This is a genomic window from Pseudomonas borbori, assembly GCF_900115555.1.
Lineage (GTDB): Bacteria > Pseudomonadota > Gammaproteobacteria > Pseudomonadales > Pseudomonadaceae > Aquipseudomonas > Aquipseudomonas borbori.
Window position 1 is genome coordinate 98850 of sequence record NZ_FOWX01000005.1, and the last position, 18539, is coordinate 117388.

14 protein-coding genes are annotated in these 18539 nt (G+C 66.9%); 6 read left to right on the forward strand and 8 right to left on the reverse strand.

Annotated features, from left to right (window positions below):
* The first annotated feature begins 28 nt into the window (after positions 1 to 28).
* Both BM315_RS05190 and BM315_RS05195 read left to right on the forward strand, forming a co-directional pair.
* Entirely contained in the window at positions 29 to 514 is a 486-nt protein-coding gene (locus BM315_RS05190; protein WP_141123925.1) for a hypothetical protein, read from the forward strand.
* A complete protein-coding gene (locus tag BM315_RS05195) occupies positions 511 to 1866 on the forward strand; it encodes a pyridoxamine 5'-phosphate oxidase family protein (RefSeq protein ID WP_212632935.1) in 1356 nt (451 codons plus the stop codon). The genes BM315_RS05190 and BM315_RS05195 overlap by 4 nt, the downstream gene beginning before the upstream one ends.
* Here the strand turns inward: BM315_RS05195 and BM315_RS05200 are convergent, their stop codons facing one another.
* The 5 genes from BM315_RS05200 to BM315_RS05220 all read right to left on the reverse strand — a co-directional run bounded on the left by BM315_RS05200 (position 1867) and on the right by BM315_RS05220 (position 8617).
* Entirely contained in the window at positions 1867 to 2238 is a 372-nt protein-coding gene (locus BM315_RS05200) for a hypothetical protein (RefSeq protein WP_090498523.1), read from the reverse strand.
* Between the two features lie 336 nt (positions 2239 to 2574).
* Positions 2575 to 5727 (reverse strand): efflux RND transporter permease subunit, encoded by a 3153-nt coding sequence (locus BM315_RS05205; protein WP_090498525.1) that lies wholly within the window; start codon positions 5725 to 5727, stop codon positions 2575 to 2577.
* Position 5728: 1 nt separating this feature from the next.
* Positions 5729 to 6799, reverse strand: coding sequence for an efflux RND transporter periplasmic adaptor subunit (locus BM315_RS05210; protein ID WP_244527252.1), 1071 nt, complete (start codon positions 6797 to 6799; stop codon positions 5729 to 5731).
* A gap of 18 nt (positions 6800 to 6817) precedes the next feature.
* Positions 6818 to 7474 carry a TetR/AcrR family transcriptional regulator gene (locus BM315_RS05215; protein WP_090498529.1) on the reverse strand — a complete coding sequence of 219 codons (657 nt, stop codon included), beginning with the start codon at positions 7472 to 7474 and terminating at the stop codon, positions 6818 to 6820.
* Positions 7475 to 7963: 489 nt separating this feature from the next.
* Positions 7964 to 8617, reverse strand: a complete 654-nt coding sequence (locus BM315_RS05220; protein ID WP_090498530.1) for a peroxiredoxin — start codon at positions 8615 to 8617, stop codon at positions 7964 to 7966.
* Positions 8618 to 8833: 216 nt separating this feature from the next.
* On the opposite strand from BM315_RS05220, the gene BM315_RS05225 reads away from it, so the two are divergent.
* The 4 genes from BM315_RS05225 (at position 8834) to BM315_RS05240 (ending at position 15170) form a co-directional block, all read left to right on the forward strand.
* Positions 8834 to 9163 carry a hypothetical protein gene (locus BM315_RS05225; RefSeq protein ID WP_090498532.1) on the forward strand — a complete coding sequence of 110 codons (330 nt, stop codon included), beginning with the start codon at positions 8834 to 8836 and terminating at the stop codon, positions 9161 to 9163.
* Between the two features lie 90 nt (positions 9164 to 9253).
* Positions 9254 to 10504: a TolC family protein gene (locus BM315_RS05230; protein ID WP_090498534.1), complete on the forward strand. Its 1251-nt coding sequence runs from the start codon at positions 9254 to 9256 to the stop codon at positions 10502 to 10504.
* Positions 10501 to 12015 (forward strand): efflux RND transporter periplasmic adaptor subunit, encoded by a 1515-nt coding sequence (locus BM315_RS05235; RefSeq protein WP_090498536.1) that lies wholly within the window; start codon positions 10501 to 10503, stop codon positions 12013 to 12015. The genes BM315_RS05230 and BM315_RS05235 overlap by 4 nt, the downstream gene beginning before the upstream one ends.
* Positions 12012 to 15170 (forward strand): efflux RND transporter permease subunit, encoded by a 3159-nt coding sequence (locus BM315_RS05240; RefSeq protein WP_090498538.1) that lies wholly within the window; start codon positions 12012 to 12014, stop codon positions 15168 to 15170. Before BM315_RS05235 ends, BM315_RS05240 begins: the two co-directional genes overlap by 4 nt.
* A 252-nt stretch (positions 15171 to 15422) precedes the next feature.
* Here the strand turns inward: BM315_RS05240 and BM315_RS24230 are convergent, their stop codons facing one another.
* Genes BM315_RS24230 through BM315_RS05260 form a run of 3 tightly spaced genes read right to left on the reverse strand, consistent with a single transcriptional unit; the run spans position 15423 to position 18468 of the window.
* Positions 15423 to 15899 (reverse strand): hypothetical protein, encoded by a 477-nt coding sequence (locus BM315_RS24230; protein WP_141123926.1) that lies wholly within the window; start codon positions 15897 to 15899, stop codon positions 15423 to 15425.
* Between the two features lie 20 nt (positions 15900 to 15919).
* Positions 15920 to 18202 (reverse strand): heavy metal translocating P-type ATPase, encoded by a 2283-nt coding sequence (locus BM315_RS05255; RefSeq protein ID WP_212632936.1) that lies wholly within the window; start codon positions 18200 to 18202, stop codon positions 15920 to 15922.
* Positions 18199 to 18468 (reverse strand): DUF2933 domain-containing protein, encoded by a 270-nt coding sequence (locus BM315_RS05260; RefSeq protein ID WP_090498544.1) that lies wholly within the window; start codon positions 18466 to 18468, stop codon positions 18199 to 18201. The genes BM315_RS05255 and BM315_RS05260 overlap by 4 nt, the downstream gene beginning before the upstream one ends.
* Positions 18469 to 18539: the final 71 nt, after the last annotated feature.

Consider the following 18539-nt stretch of genomic DNA (forward strand, 5'->3'; position numbering starts at 1 on the left):
ATCTTCTTGTCATTGCGGGTTGAACAACATGAGCGGCACCAGCCTGAGCGAGGAACAGGTTCACTTCATCGAGAGCGGTGTATCCATCAGCGCGGCCTCGCGCGACATGCGCCGGGTGCCCTCGGTGAGCAAGGTGGTGGGCTGTCGGGTAGCGGCGGATCGGCGCCAGGTCACGGTGTTGGTCGACGCCACGCAGGCCGGCCAGTTGCTGCAGGACGTTGAGGGCAGCAAGGCACTGGCTGTGGTCTTCTGCCTGCCCAGCAGTCACCGCACCCTGCAACTCAAGGGCTGTGACGCCCACCAGGTAGCGCTGGCGCCGGGCGATGCCGAATTGGCGGCGCGCCACCGTGATGCCTTTGCCGCGGATTTGTTGCCCTTGGGCTACGCGCTGCCGTTCGCCCGCGCCACCCACGAGTTCCAGGTCGAACAGTTGCGGGCGCTGTGTTTCACCCTGAGCGACCTGTTCGAGCAGACCCCTGGGCCCAATGCCGGCTCGCGCCTGGAGCAGGAATGATGCCGTCCAGTCGGAGTCTGGACGCCATCCGCCCGTGCCTGGAGGGTGCGGTACCGGCGGCGATCGCCACCTGCGGGGCGGACGGCACGCCCAACGTTACCCTGGTCTCCCAGGTGCATTACGTGGACGCCAGCCATGTCGCGCTGTCCTTCCAGTTCTTCAACAAGACCCGCGAGAACATTCTGGCCAACCCCCAGGCCACGGTGTTCCTCCTGCACCCGCAGACCAGCGCGCGCTATCGCCTGGCGTTGCTCTACCGACGCACGGAGACCGCCGGGCCGCTGTTCGAGAGCATGAAGGCCAAGCTCGCCGGGATCGCCTCGAATGCGGGGATGAGCGAGGTGTTCCGCCTGCGGGGCGCAGATGTCTATCAGGTGCTGGATATCGAGCATGTGCCTGGCGTCGAGGTGCCGCCGGCGCAGTGCGCGCCCTGCCATATCGCCCGCCTGCGTCAGCTGAGCCAGCGCCTGGCCGCCTGCACGGACCTGGCCGGTTTGCTGGAGCAGTGCCTGGAGGGCTTGGCCAGCCAGCTTGAGATGCCCCAGGCCATGGTCCTGCTGCTCGACAGCCAGGGCCGGAAGCTCTACACCGTGGCCAGTCACGGCTACCCGCTGTCGGGGATCGGCTCGGAGTTTCCCCTGGGGCGGGGCATCATCGGCGTGGCGGCGCAGTTCCGCACGCCGATCCGCATCGCCCACCTGGCTTCGGAATACGCCTACAGCCGGGCCATCCATGAGCACCTGGCCGAGGCCGGGCTCGGTGATCGGTTGGAGACAGAGATTGCCTTTCCCGGCCTGGCCGAATCGCACAGCCAGTTGTCGGTGCCGATCCTCGCCGCCGGGCGCCTGCTCGGCGTGCTACATGTGGAAAGTGCCGAGCCGCACCGCTTCGGCTACGACGAGGAGGACTGCCTGATGGGCCTGGCCAGCCTGCTTGGCGCCTCGATCCTGGCGCTGCAGCAGGTAGCCGATAACCCGAGCGAGGAGGGTGCCGCGCCGTTGTTCGCCGCGCCGCTACAGGGCACGCCGTTGACGGTGCGCTACTACCCGGCCAACAGCAGCGTGTTCCTCGGCGAGGACTACCTGATCAAGGGCGTGGCCGGCGCGATCTTCTGGCGCCTGCTGAGCCTGCACGTCGAGGAGCAGCGTAGCGAATTCAGCAACCGCGAACTGCGCATCGATCCGGCGCTGAAGCTGCCGGAACTGGACGACAACCTCGAGGCGCGGCTGATCCTGCTGCAGCGCCGGCTGGCCGAGCGCAGCCGCGACATCGTTCTGCAGAAGTGCGGGCGTGGACGCCTGCGCCTGCTGCTCAAACGCCCGGTGCTGCTGCAGCAGATCGCCGCCCGCTGATCAGGCGCGGCGCCAGAACACGTTGCCGGCGAACAGCAGCACCGCCAGCAGCATCACCATTGCGGCGCCGCCGAGGACCGGACCGGCCTGCGGCGTGCCGGTGATCACCAGGGTCAGGGCCACCATCATCACCGGCAGAGTCAGGTTGTGCAGCCAGAACTGCAGGCTGGCCAGGCGGCTGGCGGCGGCCTTGGGGAAGTAGTGGTAGATGATCCCGACCAGGGTCAGGGTGACCCAGCCGAGCAGGTTCAGATGGGCATGCACGCTCATCAGGCGGTGATCGCCGCTGGTGCCCATGAACACACCCAGGCTGACGGCCAGGCAGAAATAAACGATGGCGACATAGATCCAGCGACGCGAAACGGGACTCATCGGGGTACTCCTCTGGGTGGTGTTGAGGAGCTCCATGCTAGGGCCAGGCGCAGCGGCGCATTGCGAAATAGACCCTATGCAATCCCTAAAACTTTCCTAAATAGCTGTCGGCCTTGCCGCCGCTGCGCTGACGATGCCGCATCGGGCCGGGTAGGGTGCGCCGTGCGCACCACGTGCCCCTGCAAGCGGTGCGCGTGGCGCACCCTACGGGTTGATGGCGCTTCAATGTGTAGGGTGGATGACGCTTTTTTCATCCACCCTCGCTGTTGCTGGATGGGTGAAGCGTCAGCTACGCGCCCCGACCCACGAGGTCGCAAGGTTTCCATCGATGGCTCCTCAAGTGTCCTGCGTGCTGCTGGCGCGGGCGTTGCCGGGCAGCGGCGCGAGCAAGTGTTCCGGCAGGTCGAGCAGGTCGTCGTCGAAGGTTTCCAGCGGCGGCGGGCGGCGTTCGAAGCGCGCGCCCAGCACCAGCAGGCAGGGGGTCAGCAACAGGGTCAGCACGGTGGCGAAACTCAGGCCGCCGGCGATGGCGCTGGACAGCTGGGTCCACCACTGGGTCGAGGGCGCGCCCAGGCCCAGGCTCGGCGCCAGCAGGTCGACGTTGACGCCGAGCACCATGGGCACCAGGCCGAGCACCGTGGTCACCGCCGTGAGCAGCACCGGGCGCAGGCGCAGGCTGCCGGTTTCCAGCGCCGCCGCGCGCGGCTCCAGACCCTGGCGGCGCAGTTGGTTGTAGGTGTCGATAAGGATGATGTTGTTGTTCACCACGATGCCGGCCAGGGCGATCAGGCCCATGCCGACCATGACGATGCCGAACGACTGGCCGTTGACCAGCAGGCCCATCAGCACCCCGGCGGTGGACAGGACTATGGCTGAAAGTACCAGGATGGCCTGGTAGATACTGTTGAACTGGGTTACCAGGATCAGGGCCATGAGGAAGATCGCCACGCCGAAGGCGGTGGCCAGGAAGACCGCGGCCTCGCGCTGGTCGGCATCCTCGCCGGCGAAGGTCAGCTGCACGTCCGTCGGCGGCTCGCCCATGGCTTCGCGCAGCGCTTGCAGGCGTTCGTCCAGGCGCGCGCCCTCGGCCAGATCGGCCTGCAGGGTGATGGTGCGGTTGCCGTCGACCCGGCGCAGGGTGCCGACCTTGGGCGCCGGCTGCAGGGCGACGAAGTTGCCCAGCGGCACCTGGCCACTGGGCGTGTTCAGGGTCAGGCGGCCGAGTTGGTCGAGCGAACGCCAGTCGGCGGGCAGGCGCACGCGGATGTCGACCTCGTCGGTGGCGTCTTCCGGCCGGTAGGTCGCCAGCTTGAGGCCGTTGCTGACCATCTGCACGGCGTTGCCGACGCTCAGCACGTCGGCGCCGAAGCGTGCGGCGGCCTCGCGGTCGACCTTGATCCGCCATTCGACGCCGGGCAGGGCGCGGTCGTCTTCGACGTCCTGGAAGCCGCCGATGGCGAGCATGCTGGCGCGCAGCCGCTCGACAAAGCGATCGGCTTCGAGCGGATCCAGGGCGCTGATTTGCAGCTTGACCGGCTTGCCGCCGCTGGGGCCCTGTTCCTGTCCGCGGAACTCGAGGACCACCCCGGGAATGTCGGCACTGCGCTCGCGCATGTCGGCGAGAATCTGTCGGGCCGGGCGCCGCTCATGCCAGTCGACGAACTGGAACTGCAGGGTGCCGATCACGTCGACCCCGAGCTGACCGTCCGGCTGGGCCAGGGAGCGGGCGTACAGCGCCTTGACCTCGGACATGCCGAGCAGGCGGCGTTCGACCTGTTGCAGCAGGGCGTCCTTTTCCTGCACCGACAGGTCGCCGCGGGCGCGCAGCCAGATCTGTGCGTTCTCCGGTTCGACCTCGGGGAAGAACTCCACCCCATGGTTGAAGCGGCCGTAACCGGCATAGATCAGGGCGATCAGCGCGAGCATGCCGAGCAGGGTCAGGCCCGGCCGGCGCAGCAGTCTGTCGAGCAGTGTGCGGTAGGCCCGGGCGCCACGGCTGGGCGTGCTCGGCAGCGGCTGCGGGCGACCGCCGGTCACCGCGCCCAGTACCGGCAGGAACACCAGGGCCATGGCCAGGGAGGCGAGCAGGCAGACGATCACCGTGGCCGGCAGGTATTTCATGAACTGGCCGACCACCCCGGGCCAGAACAGCAGCGGCAGGAACACCACCAGGGTGGTGGCGGTGGAGGCGATCACCGGCCAGGCCATCCGCGTCGCCGCGTTGGCCCAGGCCTGGCGCGGGTGCTGGCCTTGGTGCAGGTTGCGGTCGGCCAGCTCGGAGACCACGATGGCGCCATCCACCAGCATCCCGGCGACCAGGATCAGGCTGAACAGCACGACTATGTTGAGGGTGAAGCCGAGCATCCAGATCAGCAGGATGCCGGTCAGGAAGGCGCCGGGGATGGTCAGGCCGACCAGCAGCGCCGAACGCAGGCCCATGCTCGCCACCACCAGGATCAGCACCAGGACGATGGCGGTCATCACGTTGTTGAGCAGGTCGCCGAGCAGGCTCTCGACTTCCTGCGACTGATCCATGATGTAGCTGACCTGCAGGCCGTCGGGCAGCAACGGCTGGGCCTGGACCATCAGTGCCTTGACCTGCTCGATGGTGGCTATGATGTTGGCGCCGCTGCGCTTGGCCACTTCCAGGACGATGGCTGGCTGACCGTTGATCCGGGCGAAGCCGGTCGGATCCTTGAAGGTGCGGTGAATGCTGGCGACATCGCCGAAGGTCACCACGCTGCCGCCGACCACCTTGATCGGCATGGACAGCACGTCTTCCAGATTCTCGATGACCCCGGGCACCTTCAGGCTCATGCGCCCGGCGCCGGTGTCCAGGCTGCCGGCGGCAACCAGGCGGTTGTTGCGGGTGACCAGGTTGAACAGCTCGCTGTAGTCGATGCCGTAACTGTCGAGTACCTGTGGGTCGACGACGATTTCCAGCAGGTCTTCGCGGTCGCCGCCGATCTCCACCGAGAGCACCTCTGCGATGCCTTCGATGTTCTCCTTCAGCTGGCGGGCGACATACACCAGCTGCGCTTCGGCGATCGGCCCGGACAGGCCTATCGACAGCACCGGAAACAGCGCCACGTTGACTTCGGTGACCGTCGGTTCATCGGCTTCCTCAGGCAGTTTGCTGCGTGCGGTATCGACCTTTTCGCGCACGTCGATCAGGGCCGCCTTGGCGTCGAAGCCGGCATCGAATTCCAGGGTCACCGAGGCCTGGCCTTCGTTGGCCATCGAACGCATTTCCTTGACCGCTTCGAGGCTGCGCAGCTCCTGTTCCAGCGGGCGGACCAGCAGGCGTTCGGCGTCTTCCGGGCTGATGCCTTCCAGTGCCACCGAGACATAGATGATCGGGATGCTGACGTCCGGGTTGGCTTCCTTGGGGATGGCCACATAGGCGGCCAGGCCGCCGATCAGCAGAAAGGCCAGCAGCAGCAGGCTGGTGCGGCTGCGGTCCAGCGCCGCGGCGATCAGGGCGTGCATTTCAGCTGCCCTCGTTGGCGAGTTGGCTGAGCACCTGCTGGCCAGGTTCGACAAAACCCTGGCCGAGGGTGATCAGCGCGACCCGCGGCGGCAGGCCACTGACCCAGGCGCCCTGATTGTCGACGCTGATCAGCGCAACCGGGGTGAACTCGACCCGTTGCTGCTGGTTGACCCACTTCACGCCGTGGCGGCCGGCTGCATCGAGGCTGAGCAGGGCCGGGGAGAGGCGGTGGGCCATGGCCTCGCCGGTCTGGATGTGCAGGGTGGCGCTGGCCCCGGCCAGGCGCAGCCGCTCGGGGTTGTCGACCCGCACCTCGATGCGGAAGCTGCGCGAGTCGGGGTCGGCGGCGGCGGCGATGAAATGCAGTTCACCGGCAAGCTCGCGGCCGTCGAGCAGTTGCACGCGCACTGGCTGGCCAAGGGTCAGTTGGGTGACTTGCTGCTGGGCGATCTGCGCGCTGACCTTGAGCTGGCGGATGTCGACCAGGGTCAGCAGGCTCTGCCCGGCCTGGACGAAATCGCCCAGCTCGACCTGACGCGCATCGTAGACCCCGGCGAAGGGCGCCTCGATGCGGGTGTTGCGCAGGTGCAGGCGGGCGGTTGCCAGCTCGGCGCGGGCCTTGGCCAGCTCGCTGTCCAGACGCAGCAGTTCGTTGGCGGAAAACAGCTTGCGTTCGTGCAGGCGCCGGGCCGAATCGACGTCGGTCTCGCGCTGGCGCACCTCGGCTTCGCTGCGTACCACCTGGGCGCTGCGGTCGTCCGGCGACAGGCTGAGGAGCAACTCGCCCTGTTCGACCGGCTGGCCCTTGTCCCGGTCCAGGCGCAGCACGCTGGCGCTGATCTGCGCGCGCAACTCGACCCGGCGCCAGGCTTCGACCTGGCCCTGGACCACGTGCTGGCGCTGCATCGGCTGGGCCTCAAGCCACTGGATCTCGACTTTCGCCAGCCCCTGCTCCACGACGGGCTGATCGGCGCTGGCGGTTTTCTGCGCCTTGAACAGCGAGCCGCTGAGCAGCCAGAGCAGCAGCAAGACGCTGATGGCGACGGCGATCAACCATGGACGTTTGGACACTTGACTGAACATGAGCGGTTACTCGCGGCTGGCGGATGGGGCGCAAAGGTTGGCGGCCTGGCCACGCAGGCCGGCGATGATGAAATCGGTGACGCGGTCGAAGTAGTCGCTCAGGGCGGTGGGCTCGGCCCAGTGCTCGAAGCCGCCGGAGGCGATGCGCGCCATCACCCCGTTGACGCAGGCCTCCACGCCCCACAACAGGTACTGGCAGTCGCCGGGAGAGAGTGCGCGATCATCGAAGGTGTCGTGCAGCAGTTGGCCGAAGAAGTCTACGTAGTCGCGTTCCAGCTGCAGGAACTGCTCGCGGTAGGGCGCCTCCAGACGCTCCTGAAAGGCCGGGCGGTCGCAGTGCTGGCACAGTTGGGTCAGGATCGGGTCGGCGAGCATCTGCTCGAAGGCGCGGCGGATCACCTGGCGCATGGCCTGTTGCGGCGGCTGCGCGGCATGCAGGGCGCGCAGTTCGGCGAGATTGGCATGGCTCATGTCCAGCGTCAGGCGGGCAAACAGCGCCTCCTTGCTGGGAAAGTGCTTGTACACCGTGCCCTTGCCGATGCCGGCCTGGGTCGCCACCTCGGCGATGGTCACCCGGTCCCAGGGCTGCTGGCGAAACAGCAGGCGCGCGGCATCGAGGAGGGCGCTTTCGCGCTGCAGGAAGAGGCGGTCTTGAAGGCGCATGGGCAGGAATATGTCTGGCTGTGACTGGCGGTCATGCTATGACTGCCGGTCACGGTGAGCAAGCGGACAGTTGTAACAGCGCTTGGCGACGCCTGGATTTATCTGCGAGGCGCTGCCGGTGCCGGTAGGCGTTCGCTCGCCATCTGCGCCGGAGCGCTGTCGCGCAGTAAACTGGGGCACTCAAGGATCAAGACCGTAGGATGGGTTAGGCGCCCGCAAATTGACCTGCTGTCAGCAGAACAAAGGCGCCGTAACCCATCATCGATATTCGCCCTGCCAGCGGGTACAGGCATAAACCGCCCGATGGGTATCGCTTCGCTCAACGCCACAGCATGGGTATCGCTTCGCTCAACGCCACAGCATGGGTATCGCTTCGCTCATCCTACGCTGCCCGCACCATCCTACGGTTACTGGCTCCTGCGTTTTGTGCCTGGCTGCGCCTGCCAGGAGTGGAAAACTCCAACGGGTGATCCACCATGCCAGTCGCCGTTACTTGGGTTGCGCCACCACGCGCAGGTAGGGCTTGAGGGTCTTGAAGCCCTGCGGGTACTTGCGTTTGGCCTCTTCGTCGGACACCGAGGTGGGAATGATCACGTCGTCGCCCGGTTTCCAGTTCACCGGGGTGGCCACCGTGTGCTTGGCGTTGAGCTGCAGCGCATCGAGCAGGCGCAGGACCTCGTCGAAGTTGCGTCCGGCACTCATGGGGTAGACCAGCATGGCCTTGACCTTCTTGTCCGGGCCGACGATGAACACCGAGCGCACCGTGGCGTTGTCCACCGCGGTGCGCGGGCCGCCGCTGGCGTTGGGGTGGATCATGTCGTAGAGCTTGGCCACCTTGAGGTCGGGGTCGCCGATCATCGGGTAGTTGACCGCATGGCCCTGGGTTTCCTCGATGTCGCCGACCCAGGCCCGGTGGTCGCTGACCGGGTCGACGCTGAGGCCGACGATCTTGGTGTTGCGTTTGTCGAATTCGGGCTTGAGCCTGGCCATGTAGCCCAGTTCGGTGGTGCACACCGGGGTGAAGTCCTTGGGGTGGGAGAACAGGATGGCCCAGCTGTCGCCGATCCACTCATGGAAGTGCAGGGGGCCTTCGGTGGTGTCGGCGCTGAAGTCGGGGGCTTCGTCGCCAATGCGGATGGTCATGATCAGCTCCTCTTACAGTTGCGGGGCCGACTCGTCAGTACTGCAGCTCGCCAGTCCGGGTTGCGGGAACAAAAAGTATAGGCCCGCTGCGCTATCTGACCAGGCTCCGGCTATCGGCGGTTCGCTAGGGTGGCGCCGCCCGGTCCAGCGCAACGGGCCAGGCTAATTGATCCCTATCAATTGTCTCTGGCCAGGCGTGGGGCTAGACTGCCCGGCATGAACGCCTTCCCTCGCTTCTGTCTGGTATTGCTCCTGGCCCTGGTCCTGCCCTTGCAGAGCCTGGCGGGCGCGCTGCTGGTCGTCGAGCCTTGCCCGATGAGCCAGGACGCGCCGCAGGCGAGCGACTGCTGCGACGACGCGGCGATGCAACTCAGCGGTCAGCTGTGCCCGGACATGAGCAAATGCTCCAGCGCCGGCCTGCCCTTGGCCGATGGCTATCGATTCAAACTCAAGCTGCTGCCGGCCGCCGCCAACGCCTCCTCGTATAGCCAAGCCGAACCCCTGTCGCGACCCTCGCTTGCCCCCTGGCGCCCACCCCGCGCCTGATTCCCGTCCCGTTGCGAACCCCATCGTGCAGCTCGGGTTGCACGCTGGCCGTTGCGCGTTCATCGCGCGATATCGACAGGAATCACCCGTATGTACCTTTCGTTTTCCTTCCCCGGCCGTTGGCTGGTCGGCGCGCTGGCCGCTGCCTGGTTCAGCCTGCCGGTCGCGGCCCTGACCCTCGACGAGGCCTTGCGCCAGGCCGAACGCGAGGCGCCCTCGCTGGCCGCACAGGCCGCGCAAGTCGAGGCCTCGCGCAGTTCGGCCATCCCTGCCGGCGCACTGCCCGATCCCAAGTTGTTGCTGGGCCTGCAGAACGTGCCGATCGAGGGCGCAGACCGTGGGCGCCTGGATCGCGAGCCGATGACCATGCAGATGGTTGGGGTCATGCAGGAGGTGCCCAACCGCGCCAAGCGCCGCGCCCGGGTCGACCTGGCCCAGGCCGGGGTCGAGCGGGCGACGCTGGAACAGCGGGTCGAACGGCTCAAGGTCCGCCGGCAAACCGCCTTGGCCTGGATCTCGGCGCGCGCCGTCGAGGAGAAACTGGCGCTGTTCCAGACCCTCTACGCCGAAAACGATCTGCTGGCCAAGGCGGTGCGCGCCAGCATCGCCGGCGGGCGTGCTCAGGCCGCCGACAGCGTCGCGCCCAAGCAGGAGGCGGCGCTGCTGGCCGAGACCGAGGACCAGTTGCTGCAAAGTCGCGCGCAGCAGCGCGCGGCCCTGCGCCGCTGGATCGGCCCGCGCGCCGATGAGGCCCTGGCCGGCCGCCTGCCGAACTGGCCGGTGGATGCCGCGCATTATCGGCACAATCTGCAACGCCATCCCGAACTGGCGCTGTTCGATCCCATGACCGATGAGGCGCAAGCCGAGGTGCGCCAGGCCGTGGCGGACAAACAATCCGACTGGAGCTGGGAGCTGGCCTACCAGAAGCGCGACGACGCGTTCGGCGACATGATGAGCGTGCAGTTCAGCTTCGATCTGCCGCTGTTCCCGGGCGCGCGGCAGAACCCCAGAATCGCCGCCAAGCAGGCGCAGCTCAGCCAGTTGCATGCCGAACGCGAAGCCGCCGAGCGCGAGCATGCGCAGCAGTTGGCCGATGATCTGGCCGAATACCAGCGCCTCGACCGCGCGCTGCGCCGCAGTCAGGAACTGCTGCTGCCGCTGGCCGAAGAGAAAGTCGCGCTAACCCTGTCCAGTTATCGAGCGGGCAGCGGTGAACTGGCCAGCGTGGTCGCCGCCCGCCGCGAGCTGATCGAGGCGCGCCTGAAACACATCGACTTCGAACAAGCGCGCGCGCTGACCAGCGCCCGCCTGCATTTCGCTTATGAAGGGGTGAGCCAATGAGTGCTCGAATCGCAAAAGGCGCGCTGCTGGCGACGCTGGTACTGGGGATAGGCGCGGCAGGTGGCTACTGGTTCGCCCAGCAATCGATGAGCGTCGGGCCCGAGGCCGCTCACGCGCAAACTCAGGCCAGCACGGTAGACCAGCGCAAGGTGCTCTATTGGTACGACCCCATGGTGCCGCAGCAAAAATTCGACCAGCCGGGCAAGTCGCCATTCATGGACATGCAGCTGGTGCCGCGCTATGCCGACGAGGGTGGCGACAGCGCCGCCGTCAGCATCGATGCGAGCATCACCCAGAACCTCGGCATGCGCCTGGCCCCGGTGACCCGCGGGGCGCTGGCCAACAGCCTGGAGGTGGTTGGCAACCTGACCTTCAACAGCCGCGATATCGCCGTGGTGCAGGCGCGTACCGGCGGTTTCGTCGAGCGGGTCTATGCCCGCGCGCCCGAGGATTTGCTCGAGGCCGGCGCGCCCCTGGCCGACCTTCTGGTGCCCGAGTGGGTCAGCGCCCAGGAAGACTATCTGGCCCTGCGCGATGCCGGCGATCCCGCGCTACTGGCCGCGGCGCGCCAGCGTCTGCGCCTGACCGGGATGCCGGCGGCGCTGATCGCCCGATTCGAGCGTAGCGGCAAGGTACAGGCACTGTGGACGGTGACCAGCCCGATCGCCGGCGTGCTGCAGCAACTCGACGTACGCGAAGGCATGAACCTGATGGCCGGCGACACCCTGGCGACCATCAACGGTTTACGCAGCGTCTGGCTGGATGTGGCGGTGCCCGAGGCCGAAGCCCTGGGCCTGCATAAAGGCCAGGTGGTCGAGGCGCGCCTGCCGGCCTTCCCCGGCGAAGTGCTCGGCGGCAGCATCGAGGCCATTCTGCCCCAGGCCAACCTCGACAGCCGCACCCTGCGCGTACGGGTTGTGCTGGATAACCCCGAAGGCCGTCTGCGTCCGGGCCTGACCGCCCAGGTACGGCTGGTTCGCCCGGCCGAACGCGATGCGCTGTTGGTGCCGAGCGAGGCGGTGATCCGCAGCGGTCGCCGCGCCCTGGTGATGCTCGCCGAAGGCGAAGGGCGTTTCCGCCCGGTGGAAGTCCGTCTGGGCCAGGAGGCCGCGGGCACTACCCAGATCCTCGAAGGGCTGGAGGAGGGCCAGCAGGTGGTCGCCTCCGGGCAGTTCCTGCTCGATTCCGAGGCCAGCCTGCGCGGCATTCTGGCCCAGCAACTGGGCGCGCCTGCGACCGAGGTCAAACTGCAGCCGGCGCTGCACGAAGCCGAGGGGCAGATCGACGCCATCGAAGCCGATGGCGTGATGCTCACCCATGGCCCGTTCAAGACCCTGGGCATGCCGGGCATGAGCATGCTGTTTCCGGTCGCCGATCTGGCGCTGCTGGAAGGCTTGAAACCCGGCGACCGGGTCCGGGTCGGGGTGCGCGCCGACGACGACGGGATGCAGATCGAACGCATCGAGCACCTGGCGCCCGTGCATGACGGCCATCAGGAGACGCAGCCATGATCGCCGCGCTGATCCGCTGGTCGGTGGCCAACCGTTTCCTGGTGCTGCTGGCGACCCTGTTCGCCACCGCCTGGGGCGTCTGGTCGCTGCAGAACACGCCCATCGATGCGCTGCCGGACCTGTCCGACGTGCAGGTGATCATCCGCACACCCTATCCGGGCCAGGCGCCGCAGATCGTCGAGAACCAGGTGACCTACCCGCTGGCCACCACCATGCTCTCGGTGCCGGGGGCGAAGACGGTGCGCGGCTATTCGTTCTTCGGCGACAGCTTCGTCTATGTGCTGTTCGAGGACGACACTGACCTCTATTGGGCGCGTTCGCGGGTGCTGGAATACCTCAGCCAGATCCAGAGCCGTTTGCCGGCCAGTGCCAAACCGTCGCTGGGGCCGGACGCCACCGGGGTCGGCTGGATCTACCAGTACGCCCTGGTCGACCGCACCGGCACTCACGACCTGGCGCAGCTGCGCGCGCTGCAGGACTGGTTCCTCAAGTTCGAGCTGAAGACCCTGGCCAACGTCGCCGAGGTGGCGACCATCGGCGGCATGGTCAAGCAGTACCAGGTGCAACTCGACCCGATCAAGCTGACCAGCCTGGGCATCACCCAGGCCGAGGTGACGGCGGCCATCGGCCGGGCCAACCAGGAAACCGGTGGCGCGGTGCTGGAACTGGCGGAAACCGAGTTCATGGTGCGTGCCTCGGGTTATCTGCAAAGCCTCAACGACTTTCGCGCCATCCCGCTACGCCTGGATGGCGGCGGCGTGCCGGTGACCCTCGGCGAGGTGGCGCATATCCAGATCGGCCCGGAGATGCGCCGCGGCATCGCCGAACTGGATGGCGAGGGCGAGGTGGTCGGCGGCGTGGTGATCCTGCGCAGCGGCAAGAACGCGCGCAGCACCATAGACGCGGTCAAGGCCAAGCTCGAGGAACTGAAAAGCAGCCTGCCCGAGGGGGTGGAGATCGTCACCACCTATGACCGCAGCCAGTTGATCGACCGCGCGGTGCGTAACCTGGGCGAGAAACTGGTGGAGGAGTTCATCGTCGTCGCCCTGGTCTGCGCGGCCTTCCTCTGGCACCTGCGTTCCTCGCTGGTGGCCATCGTCTCCCTGCCGGTCGGGGTGCTGATCGCCTTTACCGTCATGCAGCAGCAGGGCATCAACGCCAACATCATGTCGCTCGGCGGCATCGCCATCGCCATCGGCGCCATGGTCGACGCCGCGGTGGTGATGATCGAGAACGCGCACAAGAAGATCGAGGCCTGGCGCCAGAAGCATCCCGGCGAGGAACTCAAGGGCGAGCAGCACTGGCGGGTGGTTACCGACGCGGCGGTGGAAGTCGGCCCGGCGCTGTTCTTCTGCCTGCTGATCATCACCCTGTCGTTCATTCCGGTGTTCACCCTGCAGGCCCAGGAAGGCCGCCTGTTCGGCCCGCTGGCCTTTACCAAGACCTATGCCATGGCCGCCGCCGCGGGGCTGTCGGTGACCCTGGTGCCGGTGCTGATGGGCTACTGGATTCGCGGGCGGATTCCCGATGAAGCGCGCAACCCGCTGAACCGCTGGCTGATCCAACTCTATCAGCCGGCGCTGGACGCAGTATTGGCTTGGCCAAAAGCCACCCTGGCGGTAGCGGCGCTGGTGTTTCTCAGCACCCTGTGGCCGCTGTCGCAACTGGGCGGCGAGTTCCTGCCGCCGCTGGACGAGGGCGATCTGCTCTATATGCCTTCGGCCCTGCCCGGCTTGTCGGCGCAGAAGGCCGCGCAGTTGCTGCAACAGACCGACCGCATGATCAAGACGGTGCCGGAAGTCGCCCATGTGTTCGGCAAGGCCGGCCGCGCCGAAACCGCCACTGACCCGGCGCCGCTGGAGATGTTCGAGACCACCATCGCGTTCAAGCCGCGCGAGCAGTGGCGCGCCGGCATGACCGCGGACAAGCTGGTGGAGGAACTGGACCGGGTGGTGCAGGTGCCGGGGTTGACCAATATCTGGATTCCGCCGATCCGCAACCGCATCGACATGCTCGCCACCGGGATCAAGAGCCCGATCGGGGTCAAGGTCGCCGGCAGCGATCTGGCGCAGATCGATGCTGCCACCCAGGCGATCGAGAAGGTCGCCAAAGGTATCCCCGGAGTCAGTTCGGCGTTGGCCGAGCGGCTGACCGGCGGACGCTATATCGACGTCGATATCGACCGGGCGGCGGCCGCGCGTTACGGCCTGAATATCGCCGATGTGCAGGCGATCGTCGCCAGCGCCATCGGCGGCGAGAATGTCGGCGAGACCATCGAAGGCCTGGCGCGCTTCCCCATCAGCGTGCGTTATCCGCGCGAATGGCGCGACTCCCTGGGCGGGCTCGAACAGCTGCCGATCTACACCCCCCAGGGCAGCCAGATCACCCTGGGTACGGTGGCGCGAATCAGGGTCAGCGACGGCCCGCCGATGCTCAAGAGCGAGAATGCGCGACCCTCGGGCTGGGTCTATGTGGATGTGCGCGGGCGCGACCTGGCCTCGGTGGTGGCCGATCTGCGCACCGCCATCGACGAGCAGGTGCAACTGCAGCCGGGTATCAGCCTGAGCTATTCGGGGCAGTTCGAGTTTCTCGAACGGGCTAACGCGCGGCTCAAGCTGGTGGTGCCGGCCACCCTGCTGATCATCTTCGTCCTGCTCTACCTGTGCTTTGGCCGCTTCAGCGAGGCGCTGCTGATCATGGCCACGCTGCCGTTCGCCCTGACCGGCGGGGTCTGGTTCCTCTACCTGCTCGGCTATCACCTGTCGGTGGCCACCGGCGTCGGCTTTATCGCCCTGGCCGGAGTCGCAGCGGAGTTCGGCGTGATCATGCTGCTCTACCTGAAGAATGCCTGGGCCGAACGCGAACAGGTCGGTGAGCGTAGCGAGCATGCTCTGGTCGAGGCGATCCGCGAAGGCGCAGTGCAGCGGGTACGGCCCAAGGCCATGACCGTGGCGGTGATCATCGCCGGCCTGCTGCCGATTCTGCTCGGTGGCGGCAGCGGCAGCGAGGTGATGAGCCGCATCGCCGCGCCCATGGTCGGTGGCATGCTCAGCGCGCCGCTGCTGTCGCTGTTCGTGTTGCCGGCGGCCTACAGGTTGATGCGCCGCCGGCGTCTCCCCGCTGCGGCCAGCATTGCTCTGGGAGACATCGCCTGAAGAAAATCCTGTGCCTGTTGCCGACATGCTTGTCGTAGGGTGCGCGGGGCCGCCCAGGCCATGCGCACCGATATACTCGCGATCATTGCCGCGGTCCCCCATGCGCGGCGGCAACAAATGGTGCGCGCGGCGCACCCTACGGGAGCTGTTAGCAGTCCCATAGCCCGGATAAGCCTTGGCGCAATCCGTGAGGATGACGCCCCCCGGATCGCGCTGCGCTTACCCAGGCTACGAACAGCGTAACGTCCAGGCTTATTGGCCGTTCGGCACTGACTGGTTTTCCAGCATCTGCTCCATCATCTGCAGCATGTTCTGCATATTCTGGTGCATGTCCTTCAGGCATTGCTGCTGCATGGGCGCATCCTTGGCCATCGGGCATTGGCTCTGCTGCATCTGCTGGTTCATCATGCCCATCTGCGAGCGCATGGCCTGGCGGTGTTCGCTGCGGATCTTCTGGCGTTCCTGGGGGTTGGTGGTGCCATGCATCTGCCGCATCATCTCCTGCATCTGCGACCAGTCCATCATGCCCTTGCCTGGCCCCATTCCTTGGCCCATGCCCATGCCCATTCCTTGGCCCATGCCCATGCCCATGCCTTGGCCCATGGGCATGTCTTGCTGGTTCTGCGCCAGCTGCTCGGGGTGATGGGCGTCCTCGGCGAAGGCCGGGGCGGCCAGCAATGCGCCGGTGAGGGCGAGGGCAGTCAGGGTCTTGTAAGTGAAAGTGCTCATGGTGTTTCTCCTGCTTGGTTTCAATGAGTGCTGCGGATGACGCTCAAGGGGGATCTCTTGAGCAGTAGGGAATTGGCGATCACCGACAGCGAACTGGCGGTCATGGCGATCACGCCGATCATCGGGTGCAACAGGCCGACGGCGGCGATGGGGATGGCGGCGACGTTGTAGGCCGAGGCCCAGATCAGGTTCTCGACGATCTTGCGAAAGGTCAGGCGCGACAGCTGCGCCGCTTCCACCAGGCCGCTCAGGCGTCCACCGATGAGAATCACGTCGGCGGCCTCCATCGCCACGTCGGCACCGCTGCCGATGGCGATGCCGACGTTGGCCTGCTTCAGTGCCGGGGCGTCGTTGATGCCATCGCCGACCATCGCCACCCACTGACCGTACTCGGCCTGCAGTTGGCGGATGACCTCGACCTTGCCGCTGGGCAGCACATTGGCGTGGACGCTGTCGATGCCCACTTGCGCGGCGATATGCGCGGCGGCACGCTGGTTGTCACCGGTCAGCATGACGGTATGGATGCCCAGGGCGCGCAGTGCCGCGATGGCCGCCTGGGCGTCCTCCTTGAGGCTGTCGGCGACCGCGATCACGCCGATCAGTTGCTGCGCGCGGGCCACATAGAGCGCGGTCTTGCCCTGGTTCTCCAGGGCTTCCAGCTGGCCGGCCAGGACGGCGGTGTCCACCCGGCATTCCTGCATCCAGCGCGCGTTGCCGACGCGGATCAACTGGCCGTCCACCTGGCCCTGCACGCCCAGGCCGTTGAGCGCCTGAAATTCGCTAAGGCCCCCCAGTTCCAGACTGAGTTCCTTGATGCGTTCGACCATGGCCTGGGCAATCGGGTGCTCGGAGCCGTATTCCACGCTGGTGGCCAGGCGCAGCAGCTCGTGTTCATCGATGCCCTCGCCGGCCAGGCAATCGGTGACCACCGGTTTGCCCAGGGTCAGGGTGCCGGTCTTGTCCAGCACCATCACCTTGATGTCCTTGAACATCTGGATGGCGGTGCCGGAACGATAGAGAATGCCCAGCTCGGCGCCGCGCCCGGCTCCCACCATCAGCGCGGTTGGGGTGGCCAGACCGAGGGCGCAGGGGCAGGCGATCACCAGCACCGCGACTGCCGACAGCAGCCCCACCAGTGGCGACGACAGCTCGGCATCGACCCAGGGCAGCCAGGTCGCGCCCCAGACCAGGATGCCGCGCAGCGACTCGCCGGCGATCAGCCAGACGGCCAGGCTCGCCAGGCTGATGAGCAGCACCACGGGCACGAAGCGCCCGGTCATGCGGTCGGCGAACTCCTGGATCGGCACCTTGGAGCTTTGCGCATGCTCCACCAGATCGATCACCTGGGCGAGGAAGGTGTCCTGGCCGACCTTGGTCGCACGCACCCGGAGCAGGCCTTCCTTGTTCAGGGTCGCGCCGATCACCGGATCGCCCGGCCCCTTCTCCTTCGGCAGCGGTTCGCCGGTGGCCAGGGACTCGTCGATATGACTGTTACCCTCGACCACCTCGCCGTCGCTGGGGATCTTTTCGCCGGGGCGCACCAGCATCAGGTCGCCGACCACCACCGCCTCGATCGGCACCTGCACCTCGACGCCATCGCGCAGCAGCACCGCGCTCTTGGCCCCCAACTCGAGCATCTTGCGGATGGCCTGGGAGGCGCGACCCTTGGCGCGGGCCTCCAGGTAGCGGCCGATCAGGTGGAAGGTGGTGATGGTGGCGGCCATCTCGATAAACGAGGTCATGGGGAAGAAAAACCCCACCAGACCGATGAAGTAGGGCGGCAGGCTGCCCAGGCTGATCAGCACGTCCATATTGGCGGTGTGGTTGCGCAGCGCTTTCCAGGCCGATGCATGGGTGCTGGCGCCGGCGATGAACACCGGCACGGCGGCGAGCAGCGCCACCATCGCCAGATAACCCGGCAGCATGAACCAGAACATCTGCACCGCCATGATCAGCATGATCAGGGTCGTGGGCACGCCGGCCAGCCACATGCGCCGCCAGGCGTCGCGCAGGTACTGCTCTTCCTCCTCGATCCCGCTGGGTTCGCCACGGGTGCCGGCCAGCTCCGCCCTGGCCACCTCGTAGCCGGCCTGCTCGACCGCCTGCTTGAGCGCGTCCAGGTCGGTCTGGCCGGCATCGAACTCGATGTGCACCTTGTGGCTGGCGATGCTGGTGCTCAGTTCGACAACACCCCGCAGGCGCCTGAGCGACTGGCTGACCAGGCCGGCGCAGTGATCGCTGCCCATGCCGGGCACTATCAGTACCGCGTTTTGTCGCTGTCTGCTTGGTTCGGCTGCGTTCATGGTCTGAGGCCGCAGGCTGGTCGTTTCTGATCCATGTCTGGGTTCCGCTTCGGCTCGGGGCGCTTGTTGCCCCGGCCGTGACCGTGGTGCATGAACAGATGCAGCAGCGGGCACAGCAGCAGGACCAGGTAGGGCAGGGCGCCGAGCAGATGGGCCTGATGCTCTGCCCAGAGGAAGAGCAGGGCGATGGCGGCGAACAGCAACAGGGCCGGCCAGAAACGCCAGGGGTTGCCGGCCGCTGGGGCATGGCGGGGGTCGTGGGGCATGGCAGGATTCTCCAGAAAACCGGGGTGGCCGACCTGCAAGCGCGGCTTGCGGCCGGCATGGCGAGGCGACG

What these genes read in the sequence shown, in the direction of transcription:
- BM315_RS05190 (WP_141123925.1), top strand. Translation starts at nt 29, where the DNA reads ATGAGCGGCACCAGCCTGAGCGAGGAACAGGTTCACTTCATCGAGAGC.
- BM315_RS05195 (WP_212632935.1), top strand. Translation starts at nt 511, where the DNA reads ATGATGCCGTCCAGTCGGAGTCTGGACGCCATCCGCCCGTGCCTGGAG.
- BM315_RS05200 (WP_090498523.1), bottom strand. Translation starts at nt 2,238, where the DNA reads ATGAGTCCCGTTTCGCGTCGCTGGATCTATGTCGCCATCGTTTATTTC.
- BM315_RS05205 (WP_090498525.1), bottom strand. Translation starts at nt 5,727, where the DNA reads ATGCACGCCCTGATCGCCGCGGCGCTGGACCGCAGCCGCACCAGCCTG.
- BM315_RS05215 (WP_090498529.1), bottom strand. Translation starts at nt 7,474, where the DNA reads ATGCGCCTTCAAGACCGCCTCTTCCTGCAGCGCGAAAGCGCCCTCCTC.
- BM315_RS05220 (WP_090498530.1), bottom strand. Translation starts at nt 8,617, where the DNA reads ATGACCATCCGCATTGGCGACGAAGCCCCCGACTTCAGCGCCGACACC.
- BM315_RS05225 (WP_090498532.1), top strand. Translation starts at nt 8,834, where the DNA reads ATGAACGCCTTCCCTCGCTTCTGTCTGGTATTGCTCCTGGCCCTGGTC.
- BM315_RS05230 (WP_090498534.1), top strand. Translation starts at nt 9,254, where the DNA reads ATGTACCTTTCGTTTTCCTTCCCCGGCCGTTGGCTGGTCGGCGCGCTG.
- BM315_RS05235 (WP_090498536.1), top strand. Translation starts at nt 10,501, where the DNA reads ATGAGTGCTCGAATCGCAAAAGGCGCGCTGCTGGCGACGCTGGTACTG.
- BM315_RS05240 (WP_090498538.1), top strand. Translation starts at nt 12,012, where the DNA reads ATGATCGCCGCGCTGATCCGCTGGTCGGTGGCCAACCGTTTCCTGGTG.
- BM315_RS24230 (WP_141123926.1), bottom strand. Translation starts at nt 15,899, where the DNA reads ATGAGCACTTTCACTTACAAGACCCTGACTGCCCTCGCCCTCACCGGC.
- BM315_RS05255 (WP_212632936.1), bottom strand. Translation starts at nt 18,202, where the DNA reads ATGAACGCAGCCGAACCAAGCAGACAGCGACAAAACGCGGTACTGATA.
- BM315_RS05260 (WP_090498544.1), bottom strand. Translation starts at nt 18,468, where the DNA reads ATGCCCCACGACCCCCGCCATGCCCCAGCGGCCGGCAACCCCTGGCGT.